The following is a 13,543-nucleotide window of genomic DNA, read 5'->3' as shown; positions in this document are numbered from 1 at the left end:
TGTGCCTTGTGAGGCCTATTCGCAGGTCACCGGATAGGTGCCTTCGATGGATGGCTTGTTGTGGTTCAGCACCTCCAGCCGGACCACGCCGGAGGTCTTCGTGTCCCGGCTCCAGTTGGCCGCCTGCACCTGGAGCAGACCGCCGGAGTTGGTCTTGTACGTGGCCGGCTCCGTGGGCCTGCCGTCGATGACCCAGCGCCAGGTGATCTCGGTGTCCGGCGCGGCGCGGAAGGCGCCGTGGGCGGTCACGTACGGGGCCTCGGCGCAGTCGCCGAAGTAGTGGACCGGACGGAACTCGCTGATCCGCACCGTGCCCGGCGACGGGTCCACCGGCACGCAGGTCACCGTGTACGGCCGCTCCCTGACCAGCTTGTTGTGGTTCAGCACCTCGATGCGGATCACTCCGCTTCCGCTGGCCTTCGGGGAGACGTAGAACAGGTCGCCGATCATCTGGGCCCTGCCGGGCTTGGCCTCCTGCGTCCTGACCGGGCCGGGCTTGCCGTCCACGACGACGCGGTAGCGCACCTCGGCCTCGCGGTCGGTGGTGATCCGGGCGTCGGCCCGCATGCCGATGGAGCCGGTGCAGTCGCCCTGGTAGACGGGCGTCAGCAGGTAGGGGATGGCCAGCTTGGCGGGGTCGGGGTCGGTCGTGCAGGACAGGGCGAACGTGCGCTCGACGGCCTGCGCCGCGGCGGGCTGGGTGGTCAGGGCCAGCTTGTGGGAGCCGGTCTTCGACTGGTCGAGGCTCCAGGCGGCGGTGACGTCCTGCGACCTGGGCTGGGTGCCGGCCGGGAAGCTGACGGTCTGGTGTTGCCACTCGGCGCCGTCGAGGGTCCACCAGTAGCCGACGCTGGCGGCCGGGCCCGCCGGGAGGGTGATGCGGCCGGTGGCCTGGTAGGCGATGGGCTCGTCGCAGTAGCCCGCGTAGTCGCCGGGCGTCAGGGCGCTGATCGCCGCCTGCGGCTGCTGCGCCGGGGGCTCGGCGGTCGTGGTCGGCTTGGGCGTCGGGGAGGTCGTCGGCGTCACGGTGGGCGTCGGGGTGGGCGTCGGGGTCGGCTTCGGGCCCGGCGTGACGCGGCAGGTCACCGCGTACGACGCCCGCGCGGAGTCGTGCCCGCCGGCGTTGAGGATCCGTACCGACTTCCAGCCCGCGGTGGAGGTGCCCACGGACAGCGGCAGCGTGACCTGCCTGCTGCGCGGGCCGCCGGCGGCGAAGTACAGCGACTCCACCGCGCCCTCGCCCGTGGCGCTGTCGATCCACTGGTAGCCGACCTTGGCGGGGGTGCGCGAGACCTGGATGGTCGCGGTGAACGTCACGGTCGTCGGGCAGCGGCCGTCCTGGCGGGGCGGGCTCGCCTGCACGTTCGCGGCCGCCTCCAGCGGCCCGTCCGGCCGGGCGGGCAGCGGGTTGACGACGTCGTACCGCTGCGGGGCTCCGGCGCAGGCGACGCGGAAGCGGGCCTTGGCCGACAAACCGCGCCGGCCGAGCACCTCGACGGCCTGCCAGCCGGTGGTGTCGCGGTCGAAGGTCTGGCGGTCCCTCACGACGACCTTGCGCGCGCCGTTGACGCGGAAGCTCCTGATGGCGCTCTTGCTGCGGTCACCGCGTACCCAGCGGTACCGCACGGTGCCCTTGCCCTTGGCGGCCACCGTGGCGGAGAAGGCCACGGTCGTGGGGCACTCGCCCGCCTGACCGGCGGGAACGGCCCTGACCCGGGTCACCGAGGTCGCCGGGGCGGCGGCGGCCTGGGCCGGAGGAGCGGCCAGCAGGCTGCCGAGCATCACCGCGCCCAGCAGCAAGGCTGTCCTTTTCATGAGGGGGTCCCTTTCTGCGCTGATCAAAGCCCCCATGCTGCTCAGTGATCCTTGGAAGTCACTTGGAGCCGCCTTGTGCAGATTGTGGAATGAAGCGTTCCGTTCTGCTATAGTTGGAACAGAACAAGCCGTTCCGCTTCGTCGGTCGAGAGGACCCCCTCATGAGCATCCGCCCGTTCCGCATCGAGATCTCCCAGGCCGACCTCGACGACCTGCGGGCCCGGCTCGCGCTGACCCGCTTCGCCGACGAGATCCCGGGCGCCGACCAGGGCGTGGGCGTCGACCGGGTCAAGCGCCTGGTGGCCCACTGGCAGTCCGGCTTCGACTGGCGCGCCCAGGAGGCCAGGCTCAACGCCTACCCGCAGTTCACGACGGAGATCGACGGGCAGAACATCCACTTCATCCACGTACGCTCCGACAACCCCGACGCTCTGCCGCTGATCCTCACCCACGGCTGGCCCGGCACCGTCGCCGAGTACCTCGACGCCATCGAGCCGCTGTCGCGCCACTTCCACGTGGTCGTCCCGTCGCTGCCCGGCTTCGGCTTCTCCGGCCCGACAAAGGAGCTCGGCTGGAACAACCGGCGCATCGCCGGGGCCTGGGCCGAGCTGATGGCCCGCCTGGGCTACGAGCGCTACGGCGCCGTCGGCAACGACGGCGGCTCGATGATCTCCCCCGAGCTGGGCCGGATCGACGCCGAGCACGTCGTCGGCGTGCACGTCACCCAGCTGTTCTCCTTCCCCTCAGGCGACCCGGCCGAGTTCGCCGGCCTGAGCGAGGAGGACCAGGCCGGGCTGGCCGTGCTCGACTGGTTCTGGAAGGAGAAGGGCGCGTTCAACGTCCTGCAGTCGCAGCAGCCGCAGACGCTCGCGCACGCCCTCGCCGACTCCCCCGCCGGGCTCGTCGGCTGGCTCGCCCAGCTCTTCGACGAGGACCTGGACGACGACTTCGTGCTGACCAACGCCTCGATCCACTGGTTCACCGGCACCGCCGGCTCGGCCCTGCGGCTCTACTGGGAGAACGCCCGCATGGAGCAGCCGCAGGAGCCGACGACCACCCCGACCGCGCTGGCCATGGGCGAGGGCGACTTCAAGTCGATCCGCCGCTTCGCCGAGCGCGACCACCACGGCATCGTCTCGTGGAAGACCCTGCCCGCCCCCGCCCGCGGCCACTACACCGCTCACACCGCCACGGAGGCGCTCACCTCCGACATCACGGCCTTCTTCGACAGCCTGCGCTGATTCCGCGCGCTTCGGACGGCCCGGCCCCCCGCCGGGCCGTCCGCGCGTGCTCAGCCCGTGTTCTGCAGGCCGGCGGCCACGCCGTTGACCGACAGCAGCAGCAGCGTGGACAGCCGCTCGCGCTCCTGCTCCGACAGGTCCTCGGTGCGCATCGCGCGCAGCGCCCGCAGCTGCAGGTGCGACAGCGCGTCGACGTACGGGTCGCGCAGCTGCACGGCCCGCGAGAGCACCTTGCGGTTCTCCAGCAGCCGCGTGTGGCCGGTCACCCGCAGCACCAGCTCGCGGGTGCGGTCGTACTCCTCCAGCACCTGGCGGGCGAAGTCGTCGCGGCCGCCGAGCGCCAGGTAGCGCTTGGCGATCGACCGGTCGGTCTTGGCCAGCGACATCTCGGCGTTGTCCAGCATCGCGTTGAACAGCGGCCATTCGGCGTAGGCCGCGCGCAGCTCGTCAAGGGAGCCGACGGCGGCCAGGCCGGTGCCCAGGCCGTACCAGCCGGGCAGGTTGACGCGGGTCTGGGCCCAGGCGAACACCCACGGGATGGCCCGCAGGTCGTCCAGCGAGCGCGGCGCGCCCAGGCCGCGGCGGGCCGGACGGGAGCCGAGCCGCAGCGAGCCGATCTCCTCCAACGGGCTGACCAGCGCGAACCACTCGGGGAACCCGGGGGCCTCGGTGAGCGCCCGGTAGGCCTCCTCCGAGGCCGTGGCCACCTGCTGGGCCAGGCCGCGGAACCGCTCGGCGGCGGCCGCCGTACGGGCGCCGACCGTGGGCGAGGAGGCCAGCAGCACGGCGTTGGTGACCTGCTCCAGATGGCGGCGGGCGATGGCGATGTGCCCGTAACGAGCGAAGATGACCTCGCCCTGCTCGGTGACCTTGAAGCGGCCCGCGACCGAGCCCGGCGCCTGCGCCAGCACCGCCCGGTTGGCCGGGCCGCCGCCGCGGCCGAGCGCGCCGCCGCGGCCGTGGAACATGCGCAGCTTGACGTCGTGCTCGTGGGCCCACACGGTCAGCTCCTCCTGGGCCTCGTAGAGGCGGAGGGTGGCGGCCGCCGGGCCCAGCTCCTTGGCCGAGTCGGAGTAGCCGAGCATGATCTCCATGCGCCGGCCGGTCGCGGCCAGGCGGTCCTGGATCTGCGGGATCTCCAGCATGCCGCTCAGCACGCGCGGCGAGTTCGCCAGGTCCTGGCCGGACTCGAACAGCGGCACCACGTCGAGCACCGGCGCCCGGTCGCCCAGGGCGTGCCCGGCCAGCTCGTAGACGGCCGCGATGTCGTCGGCCGAGCGGGTGAAGGAGACCACGTAGCGGGAGCAGGCCGTGACGCCGAACCGCTCCTGGATCCAGGCGATCACCCGGATCGTGGCCAGCACCTCCTCGGTGCGCTCCGACAGCTCGCCGCCGGCCCTGATCTCCTCCAGGGCCGCCGCGTGCACCTGCGAGTGCTGGCGCACCTCCAGCTCGGCCAGGTGGAAGCCGAACGTCTCGACCTGCCAGACGAGGTGCTGCAGCTCCCCGTACGCCTGCCGCGGCGCGCTGCCCGCCAGCGACTCCTGCACCAGGCGCAGGTCCGCCAGCAGCTCGGCGGGCGCGCGGTAGGCGAGGTCGAGGTCGCGGCGGCGGGTGGCGGCGATGCGGGCGGCCACGTACAGCAGCCACTGGCGGTGCGGCTCGCGCGGCGAGCGGGTGGCCAGCTCGGAGACCAGCTCGGGGTGCGCGTCGACGGCCGCGGCCAGCGCGCCCTTCAGCTCGGCCGAGCAGGGCGAGAACTGGGCGGAGGCGGTCAGCGTGCGGGCGATGCGCGTACAGGCCGTCTCCAGGGCGGTCAGCACGTGCTCGGACTGGATCTGGATCGTGTCGCGGGTGACCTTGGCGGTGACGTTGGGATTGCCGTCGCGGTCGCCGCCGATCCAGCTTCCGTAGCGGATGAAGGGCCTGGCCAGCGGCGGACGGGTGCCGGTGCCCGCGTCGAGCGCCGCGTCGAGCGAGCGGTAGACCTGGGGCACCATGCGGAACAGCGTCTCGTCGAAGGCGGCCATGGCGGTGCGCACCTCGTCGAGCGGGTCGAGCTTGGTGGAGCGCAGCTGGGCCGTCCGCCACAGCAGGTCGATCTCCTCCAGCAGGCGGCGCCTGCTCTCGGCACGCTCGGACGCGCCGCGCCCGGGCGTGTTGTACTCGGTCAGCTGGCCGCTGATGCGCTGGATGGCGGTGACGACCGCGCGCCTGCGCGCCTCGGTGGGGTGCGCGGTCAGCACCGGGTGCAGCTCCAGCCCCTGCAGCAGCTCCCGCACGCGCTCCTCGCCGAGCTCGTGCACGGCCTGCGCCAGCGACTCCCGCTGCACCCTCCCCTCGGCGTCACGCTCGCGCAGCGTGCGGATCCGGTAGTGCTCCTCGGCCAGGTTCGCCAGGTGGAAGTAGCAGGTGAACGCGCGGGCGACCGCGACCGCCCGCTCGATCTCCCATCCGGCGACCATTTCGGTGATCTCGTCGGCGGAAATCTCGCCTCTGCGCGCCGCGATGACGGCTTTGCGCAACCGTTCGACGTCGGCCAGCAGGTCTTCGCCACCTTGTTCGGCGATCACCTGGCCGAGCAGCTTGCCGAGCATGCGCACGTCGTGGCGCAGCTCGTCAGGCATCTCGGTCACGGCGGCACTACGACGCTCGAGCCCCTGGTCAATCATGCTTCGAAGGGTATCGACTCGCTTTCGGCGACCGCATGGCGGTCTCGCCCATTGGACTAGACCATTCTCTAGCTCGGCTTTGACACGGCGGCTACCAGCTCCGGGAGGCGGGGGAAGCCGATCTTGCCGGCGAGGCGTCTGCCGAGCACTTCGATCAGCAGGCCGTAGAAGGGCGCGAGCACCGACACCCACATCAGCCCGAACGCCAGCGGCAGCACGATCGGCAACGACATCAGCGCGATCCCGAGCATCGCCCCGATCGACGACGCGAACGCCTGACCGCCCTGGCCGGGCGCGGCGCCGCTGAAGGCGTTCATCCGCTCCGGCAGCGTGTACGGGATCGTCACGCTGGTCACCGAGCCGACCCCGAGCCCGACGCCGAGCGCGCCCAGCCCGGTCAGGAACGCCGGCACGACGGCCTCCTGGCTGCCGGTGAAGAACGCCGCCGCGACCGCCACGAGCAGCAGCAGCGGCGCGGCGACCAGGCAGTTGGCCAGGTGGCGGCCCGCCAGGTCGCGGCGCAGGTCCTCCTCCGAGCCGAAGGCCACGGCGTTCATCCACAGGGAACGCCCGTCGATGCCGAACGCGTTGCCCGACTGCAACGAGATCATCAGCGCGCCCATGCCGGTGATCAGCACCGGCAGCACCGGCCCCGCCTGCCCCTCGGTGCTGTTGTTCAGCGAGAACGCCAGGACGACGGTCACCACGACCGAGGAGAACCAGCCCACGCGGAACCTCGGCTCCCGCCTGATGTACTTCAGCTCCTTGGTCACCACGGCCGCCAGCGGCCCGTCGGGCAGGAGCCGGTCGGCCAGGCCGCGCTCCCGGCGGACGGAGGCCGCCTGCGTGGAGGCGTCCGGCGAGACCAGGGCCCGGCCGAGGGCCTTGATCCACAGCCAGGCGACGACCACGACCAGCACCGCGACGGCGGCCAGCTCCGCCACGCCGACCAGGCCGCCGTCGGCCATGGCGTGCGCGGCCATGCCCGGCGGCGTCCAGCGCAGGACGCCGGCCAGCCGGTGGAGGATCGCGGCGGGGTCGCCGAGGCCGCGGTTCATCAGCAGGTTGGGCAGCTGCGCCAGCAGCACCACGAACAGGGCGGCCACGGCCAGCACGTCACGCCCGCGCCGGCTGCGCAGCGCGCCGGACAGCGAGGTGGTGATCAGCCGCGAGGTGACCACGCAGAGCGCGAACTGCAGCAGCACCGCGGGCACGCCGAGCAGCACGCCCCCGAGGCCCGTGGGCAGCCCGACCAGCGCGCCGGCCGTGACGACGAGCATCGCCAGCGGCCACGCGCCCGTCGCGGACGCGGTGAACAGCCCGACGGCCAGCTCGCGCGTACGCAGCGGGAACAGCGACAGCCGCGCCGGGTCGAGCGTGTCGTCCAGCCCGAACGCCAGCAGCGGCACGATCATCCAGCTCACCAGGAAGAACGCGTACGCGACGATCACCAGCTCGGCGGCGACGTCGGAGGGCGCGAGCCTGAGCAGGCTCATCAGCAGGAACCCCAGCACGGCCAGGCCGGCCGCGGCGAGCAGGGTGAAGACGAAGCCGAGCTTGCGCTGCACGTCGCCGCGCAGGTTGCCGACCAGCAGCCGCAGCTTGAGCCGCGCGAACAGCGCGGCCGTCGCCATGGGCGACCCCGTGACGGCGGCGCTCACGGCGTGTCCTGAGGCGCGGCAGCGGCCGGAGGCACGGACGGCGGCGTGGCAGCGGATGCGGCCGGGGGCGCGGGCGGGGGTGCGGTCGGGTGCGTGGCAGCGGGTGCAGCCGGGGGTGTGGTCGGAGGTGTGGTCGGGGGTGTGGTCGGAGGTGCGGTCGGGGGCTGGTTGCCGGGGCGGGCGCCGAGCCAGCTCAGCCCGGCCTCGCCGTGGGCGCGGGAGCCGCCGCCGACCAGCCGCATGAACGCCTCGTTGAGGCTCGCGCCGCCGCGCACCTGCTCCAGCGGCCCCTGGGCGACGATGTGGCCGCCGCTCATCACCGACACCCAGTCGCACAGCCGCTCGACGAGGTCCATGACGTGGCTGGAGAAGATGACCGTCGAGCCGGAGGCGGTGAAGCGCCGCAGCACCTCGGTCAGGGTGTTGGAGCTGACCGGGTCGACCCCCTCGAACGGCTCGTCGAGGAAGAGCACGGACGGGTTGTGCAGCAGCGCCGCGGCCAGCCCGATCTTCTTGCGCATGCCGGTGGAGTAGTCGACGACGAGCTTGTCGGCGGCCCCGGTCAGGTCCATCACGTCGAGCAGCTCGCCCGCGCGCTGCTCGACGTCGGCCTTGGGGATGCCGCGCAGCCGGCCGTTGTAGAGCAGCAGCTCGCGGCCCGACAGCCGCTCGAACAGCCGCAGCCCCTCGGGCAGCACGCCGATGCGCGCCTTGACGGCGACCGGGTCGCGCCAGACGTCGAACCCGTCGATCGCGGCCTGGCCTCCGTCGGGCCGCAGCAGGCCCGTGATCATGCTCAGCGTGGTCGTCTTGCCGGCCCCGTTGGGACCGACCAGGCCCGCGAAACTGCCCGCCGGGACCACGAGGTCGACCCCGGCCACCGCGACCTGCGCGCCGTAGCGCTTGTACAGGCCGTGGGAGCGAACCGCATCCGTCATGGATCCACTCTAGGAGGACGGGTTAGCCTAACGCGCATGAGCGCAGCCGCCGATCCCATGCCGGAGATGCCGGACATCCACACCACCGCAGGCAAGATCGCCGACCTGGAGCGAAGGCTCGACGAGGCCGTGCACGCCGGCTCGGCGTCGGCGGTGGACAAACAGCACGCCAAGGGCAAGATGACCGCGCGCGAGCGGGTGCTCGCGCTGCTCGACGAGGGCTCGTTCGTGGAGTTCGACGAGTTCGCCCGCCACCGGTCCACGATGTTCGGGCTGGAGAAGCGGCGTCCGTACGGCGACGGCGTCATCACCGGCCACGGCACGATCGACGGCCGCCAGGTCTGCGTGTTCTCCCAGGACGTCACGGTCTTCGGCGGCTCCCTCGGCGAGGTGTACGGCGAGAAGATCGTCAAGGTGATCGACCTGGCGCTCAAGACGGGCTGCCCGATCATCGGCATCAACGAGGGCGGCGGCGCGCGCATCCAGGAGGGCGTGGTCGCGCTCGGCCTCTACGCGGAGATCTTCAAGCGGAACGTGCACGCCTCCGGCGTGATCCCGCAGATCTCGCTCATCATGGGCGCCGCGGCCGGCGGCCACGTCTACTCACCCGCCCTGACCGACTTCGTGGTGATGGTGGACCAGACGTCCCACATGTTCATCACGGGCCCCGACGTGATCAAGACGGTGACCGGCGAGGAGGTCACGTTCGAGGAGCTGGGCGGGGCCCGCGCGCACAACACCAAGTCGGGCGTGGCCCACTACCAGGCCGCCGACGAGGAGGACGCCCTCGACTACGTCAAGGCGCTGCTGTCCTACCTGCCCTCCAACAACCTGGACGAGGCCCCGGCCTTCGCCCCCGCCGCCGACCTGGAGCCCGACCCCGAGCTCGACCTGGTGATCCCCGACTCCCCCAACCAGCCGTACGACATGCGCCAGGTGATCGAGCACGTGCTCGACGACGGGGAGTTCCTGGAGGTCCACGCGCTCTTCGCGCCGAACATCGTGGTCGGCTACGGCCGGGTGGACGGCCAGCCGGTCGGGGTCGTCGCCAACCAACCCATGCATTTCGCCGGATGTCTGGATATCGACGCCTCCGAGAAGGCCGCCAGATTTATTCGAACTTGTGATGCCTTTAATATTCCGATCCTGACTTTTGTTGATGTACCGGGATTCCTCCCCGGCACCGATCAGGAATGGAACGGAATCATCCGCCGCGGCGCCAAGCTCCTGTACGCCTACGCCGAGGCCACGGTCCCGCTGGTCACGGTCATCACCCGCAAGGCGTACGGCGGCGCGTACGACGTCATGGGCTCCAAGCACCTCGGCGCGGACGTCAACCTCGCCTGGCCCACCGCCCAGATCGCGGTCATGGGCGCGCAGGGCGCGGTCAACATCCTCTACCGGCGCGAACTGGCGGCCTCCGACGAGCCCGACGCCGAGCGCGCCCGGCTCGTCACCGAGTACGAGGACACTTTGGCCAATCCGTACATCGCGGCCGAACGCGGCTATGTGGACTCGGTGATTCGGCCGTCCGAAACCCGGCCGCAAGTTGTCCGGGCACTTCGCGCGCTGCGTAACAAGAGAGCCTCGCTGCCGCCGAAGAAGCATGGGAACATTCCTCTATGAGCGACCACCTGCGGATAGTCCGCGGCGACGCCACGCCCGAGGAGATCGCGGCCGTGGTGGCCGTGCTCGCCACGCGGCGGAGCTCGTACACCGAACCCGAGAGACCTCGTAGACAAACATGGCGAAACCCCGCCAGAGGCATGCGTAACCCTGGCCTGCCGGGGAAGGCGGCTTGGCGGATGAGCGCACTACCCTAGATAGATCCCGGGAATCGGGTGTCAAGTTCCCCGGGAGTTGGGACTATCTAGAGAAAGTAGGCGTATATAGTCAGCCGATCAACTAACACCGCGGCCTGGAGGACGACATGGCCATCCCAGACCTCATGCCGCATCCTGTGGCAGCCAAGTACGCCGTCCTAGTGGATGTCGGTTATCTCTACGCTGCGGCAGGTGAGGTGCTGCTCGGCGCGAAGGAACGCAAGGAATATCGGGTGGCCGCCGATGAGCTCATCCAGAGTCTACAGAAACATGCAGAGGAACGTATTTCCGGCGAACTTCTGCGGATCTATTGGTATGACGCCGCCCGCGACCGTGTGCCCACCGTCGACCAGCGTGTCATCGCCCAGCTCCCGTGGGTCAAGGTGCGCCTCGGCAACCTCAACGCCCGCGGCCAGCAGAAGGGCGTCGACGCGCAGATCAGGAGCGACCTGGAGGCGCTGGCCCGGCACCACGCGGTGACCGACACGATCCTGCTGGCAGGCGATGAGGACATGGTTCCGGCGGTCGAGGCGGCGCAGGCGTACGGCGTGCGCATCCACCTGTGGGGCGTCGAGCCGCCCTACGGCACCAACCAGGCCGAGCGCCTGGTGTGGGAGTCCGACACGGTGGAAGTGATCTCCGCCGATTTCCTGAGGCCCTTTTTCAGTCGCGCTCCGCAGCCGGTCGCGGTCACCCCGCCCGCCGCGGCTCCCTCGCCCGCCCAGGTGTTCGCCGGGCGCGCGCCGGTCAAGCCGCACGCCAAGCCCGGCCAGGTCGCCAAGCTGGGGCCCAGCCGTCCGCGCGTGGAGGACGTCGGCGAGCACGTCGCCCAGAAGTGGATACTCACCCGCGGCCGCGACAACATCCGCGACCTGCTGCCCGGCCCGATCCTGCCGACGGTGATCGACACCGAGCTGCTGATCGAGGCGGAGAAGGAGCTCGGGCACTCGCTGCGGCCCTACCCGGAGGCCCGGGTCTGGCTGCGTGACGGGTTCTGGGCGCGCGTCTACCGGGAGTTCGACCTGGGGGTGGGGGTCTCCTCCAAGTAGAGCAGCGTCTCGGCGACCGCCGTGCGGGCGTAGAGCACGTACCGGCCGGTGCGGTGCGCGGTGCACAGGCCGGCCTTGCGCAGCGCGGTCAGGTGCTGGTTGACGCCGGGCTCGGAGAGCCCGGCGCGCTGGGCGAGGTCGCGCGTCGAGGCGGGCTGGTCCAGCTCGGCCAGCAGCCGGGCGCGCGTCCTGCCGAGCACGGCGGCCAGCGCCTCGGGCGGGTCCACCTCGCGGCGCTCCCAGAGCGTCGCGATGCCGCGCGGCGCGTAACGCACGGTCGGCTGGTACGGCGGCGTCGTGACCGACAGGACCCGCGGCCAGGCGAACACGCACGGCACCAGCAGCAGCCCGAGCCCTCTCAGTGACCGGCGGCCGGACACGTACCGGTGCTGCAGCCGCAGCGTGCCGTCGTCCCAGGTGACGGAGTCGTCGAGGTCGGCCAGCATACGCTGGGCGCCGCCCTCGGCCAGCAGCCTGGCGCGGTGCAGGATCTCGCCCTCCAGCAGCGACCTGATCCGCGGCCAGTACGGCGCCATAGCCGCCTCCCAGTAGCCAGCCACCTCTCCGGCCAGGCGTTCGAGGCCCTGTTCCGGGTCGTCGTAGAGGGCCTGCACCCGTTTCGTCCGGGGACCGCCGATGTGGTCCAGATCCATGCGGACCCGGGCGGCCGCGCCCCGCATCGTGGCGAGTTCCAGCTCCAGGTCCGGCATGGACGTCGAGGGCGGCGTGCAGGTGAAGCCCGCGATCGAGACGGTGGGCACCGGGACCAGGTCCGACAGCAGCCGCCAGTCCACGTCCTGGAGGCGGCGGTGCACCTGGTCGGCCCAGGGGCGCAGGAGCGGGTGCGCGGCCGGGTTCTTCACCACGCGCGCGCTGGCCACGACCTCGCCGAGCGGGGAGACGGCGAAGCGGATGTTGGCGAGGTCGTGGGCGGTGAACGTCAGGTCGAGGGTCATTGAGTTTGCTTGTCACTTAATCGATAGCGGCCTTGCCCGACATTTCAGCATCCTGCCGACATGTCAGCAACCTTGGTGGAAGCTCCGCTTCTGCGGCTTCGTGCGTTCCGCAACCTGTTCGTCGCCGGCGCGGTCAGCCAGCTCGGCAGCCAGATCACCTACGTCGCCCTCCCCCTGCTCGCCGTGACCGCCCTCGGGGCGGGCGCGGGCGAGGTCGGGCTGCTCTCGGCGCTCGCCACGCTCACGGCCCTGGTGATCGGACTGCCTGCCGGGGCCTGGGTGGACCGCGTCCGGCGGCGCCGCCTGATGATCGCGATGGACGCCGCCCGCGCCGTGGCGTTGTTGTCGGTGCCGGTGGCCTGGTGGGCCGGGACGTTGTCCATGGCGCAGCTCTACGTCGTCACGGTGCTCGTGGGGGCGGGGTCGCTGCTGTTCGACGTGGCGTCCATGAGCATCGTGCCGGGGCTGGTCGGGCGCGAGCGGCTGACGTCGGCCAACTCGCTGCTCGTGGGCACGGCCGCGGGCATGGACGTCGCCGGGCGCAGCCTCGCCGGAGTGCTGGCCCAGGTCGTGGGCGCGCCGCTGGCCGTGCTGCTGGACGCGCTGAGCTACCTGTGGTCGGCGGCCTGGCTGCGCGGCGTGCCCGAACCGGCGCTTGCCGGGGACGGCTCGCCGGAGGCCGCGGAGTCCCTGCGGGCCCGGATCGCGGCGGGCGTGCGGTTCATCCTCGGCAACCGGGTGCTGGTCGCGGCCCTGGTCCAGGGCACGATGGCGAACCTGGCGTTCCCGCTCTGCTCGGTCCTGTTGCCGGTGCTCATCGTCGGGCGGCTGGGCTATCCGGAGTGGGTGTTCGGGGCGTACCTGGCGGTGGGCGGGCTCGGCGTGCTCGCCGGGTCGTCGTCGGCCCATCTGCTCGGCCGGCGCTTCGGCACGGGCCGCGCGGTGTGGGTGGTCAGCCTGGCCACCGCCCCGGCCGCGCTGGTGATCCCGTTCCTCGACGCCGGGCCGTGGTTGTGGGCCGCGGCGGCGGCGTGGTTCGTGCTGACGTTCCGTACCGGGGTGAACAACGTGCTACTGGTGAGCCTGCGGCAGCGCGTCACGCCGGACCACCTGCTCGGCCGGATGACGGCCACCATGCGGCTGCTGCTGATGGGCGCGGTCGGCCTCGGCGGGCTGCTGGCCGGGCTGCTCGGCGAGGTGTGGGGGGTGCGCGCGCCGCTCTGGGCGGGCGCGGTGATCATGGCCGTGAGCTGGTTGCCGATCCACTTCTCAGCCCTTCGCCGATCAGGTCCGAATACCGCTGGTCGGCCGTACTGACCTGCTGACCTGCGTTTTCATGGTGAGGTCCGATTTCCGCCGGTCGGCACCCGCGGCCCGCGCATAGTCTC

10 protein-coding genes are annotated in these 13,543 nt (G+C 71.6%); 5 read left to right on the top strand and 5 right to left on the bottom strand.

Annotated elements, in window-relative coordinates:
• Nucleotides 1–15 precede the first annotated feature (15 nt).
• A complete protein-coding gene (locus AB0J71_RS09070) occupies nucleotides 16–1,815 on the bottom strand; it encodes a hypothetical protein (RefSeq protein ID WP_364413520.1) in 1,800 nt (599 codons plus the stop codon).
• A 161-nt stretch (nucleotides 1,816–1,976) separates the two neighbouring features.
• Here AB0J71_RS09070 and AB0J71_RS09065 point away from each other — a divergent pair, with 161 nt between their 5' ends.
• Nucleotides 1,977–3,056 carry an epoxide hydrolase family protein gene (locus tag AB0J71_RS09065; RefSeq protein ID WP_352321638.1) on the top strand — a complete coding sequence of 360 codons (1,080 nt, stop codon included), beginning with the start codon at nucleotides 1,977–1,979 and terminating at the stop codon, nucleotides 3,054–3,056.
• Nucleotides 3,057–3,106: 50 nt separating this feature from the next.
• Here the strand turns inward: AB0J71_RS09065 and AB0J71_RS09060 are convergent, their stop codons facing one another.
• The 3 genes from AB0J71_RS09060 to AB0J71_RS09050 all read right to left on the bottom strand — a co-directional run bounded on the left by AB0J71_RS09060 (nucleotide 3,107) and on the right by AB0J71_RS09050 (nucleotide 8,327).
• Complete coding sequence (locus AB0J71_RS09060; RefSeq protein ID WP_364413704.1) at nucleotides 3,107–5,683, bottom strand: phosphoenolpyruvate carboxylase; 2,577 nt, start codon at nucleotides 5,681–5,683, stop codon at nucleotides 3,107–3,109.
• Between the two features lie 113 nt (nucleotides 5,684–5,796).
• Nucleotides 5,797–7,389, bottom strand: a complete 1,593-nt coding sequence (locus AB0J71_RS09055) for a hypothetical protein (RefSeq protein ID WP_364413518.1) — start codon at nucleotides 7,387–7,389, stop codon at nucleotides 5,797–5,799.
• Nucleotides 7,386–8,327, bottom strand: coding sequence for an ABC transporter ATP-binding protein (locus tag AB0J71_RS09050; protein ID WP_364413516.1), 942 nt, complete (start codon nucleotides 8,325–8,327; stop codon nucleotides 7,386–7,388). Before AB0J71_RS09050 ends, AB0J71_RS09055 begins: the two co-directional genes overlap by 4 nt.
• A 36-nt stretch (nucleotides 8,328–8,363) precedes the next feature.
• Between AB0J71_RS09050 and AB0J71_RS09045 the strand changes: the two genes are divergently transcribed.
• From AB0J71_RS09045 to AB0J71_RS09035, 3 genes are all read left to right on the top strand, one after another.
• On the top strand, nucleotides 8,364–9,953 hold the full coding sequence (locus AB0J71_RS09045) for an acyl-CoA carboxylase subunit beta (RefSeq protein ID WP_352321644.1): 1,590 nt from the start codon (nucleotides 8,364–8,366) through the stop codon (nucleotides 9,951–9,953).
• On the top strand, nucleotides 9,950–10,150 hold the full coding sequence (locus tag AB0J71_RS09040) for an acyl-CoA carboxylase subunit epsilon (protein ID WP_352321646.1): 201 nt from the start codon (nucleotides 9,950–9,952) through the stop codon (nucleotides 10,148–10,150). Before AB0J71_RS09045 ends, AB0J71_RS09040 begins: the two co-directional genes overlap by 4 nt.
• A gap of 107 nt (nucleotides 10,151–10,257) precedes the next feature.
• Nucleotides 10,258–11,199: an NYN domain-containing protein gene (locus AB0J71_RS09035; protein WP_352321648.1), complete on the top strand. Its 942-nt coding sequence runs from the start codon at nucleotides 10,258–10,260 to the stop codon at nucleotides 11,197–11,199.
• On the opposite strand, the gene AB0J71_RS09030 is transcribed toward AB0J71_RS09035, so the two are convergent.
• The gene (locus tag AB0J71_RS09030; RefSeq protein WP_364413514.1) at nucleotides 11,157–12,155 is read right to left on the bottom strand and encodes a DUF5937 family protein; all 999 of its coding nucleotides are present in this window, start codon (nucleotides 12,153–12,155) and stop codon (nucleotides 11,157–11,159) included. The two genes, AB0J71_RS09035 and AB0J71_RS09030, sit on opposite strands and share 43 nt — an antisense overlap.
• 60 nt (nucleotides 12,156–12,215) lie before the next feature.
• Between AB0J71_RS09030 and AB0J71_RS09025 the strand changes: the two genes are divergently transcribed.
• A complete protein-coding gene (locus AB0J71_RS09025; protein WP_364413512.1) occupies nucleotides 12,216–13,472 on the top strand; it encodes an MFS transporter in 1,257 nt (418 codons plus the stop codon).
• The last annotated feature ends 71 nt before the right edge of the window (nucleotides 13,473–13,543 follow it).

The organism is Nonomuraea sp. NPDC049637 (genome assembly GCF_040675235.1).
GTDB lineage: Bacteria > Actinomycetota > Actinomycetes > Streptosporangiales > Streptosporangiaceae > Nonomuraea.
This window is presented reverse-complemented; position numbering and strand designations above follow the sequence as displayed.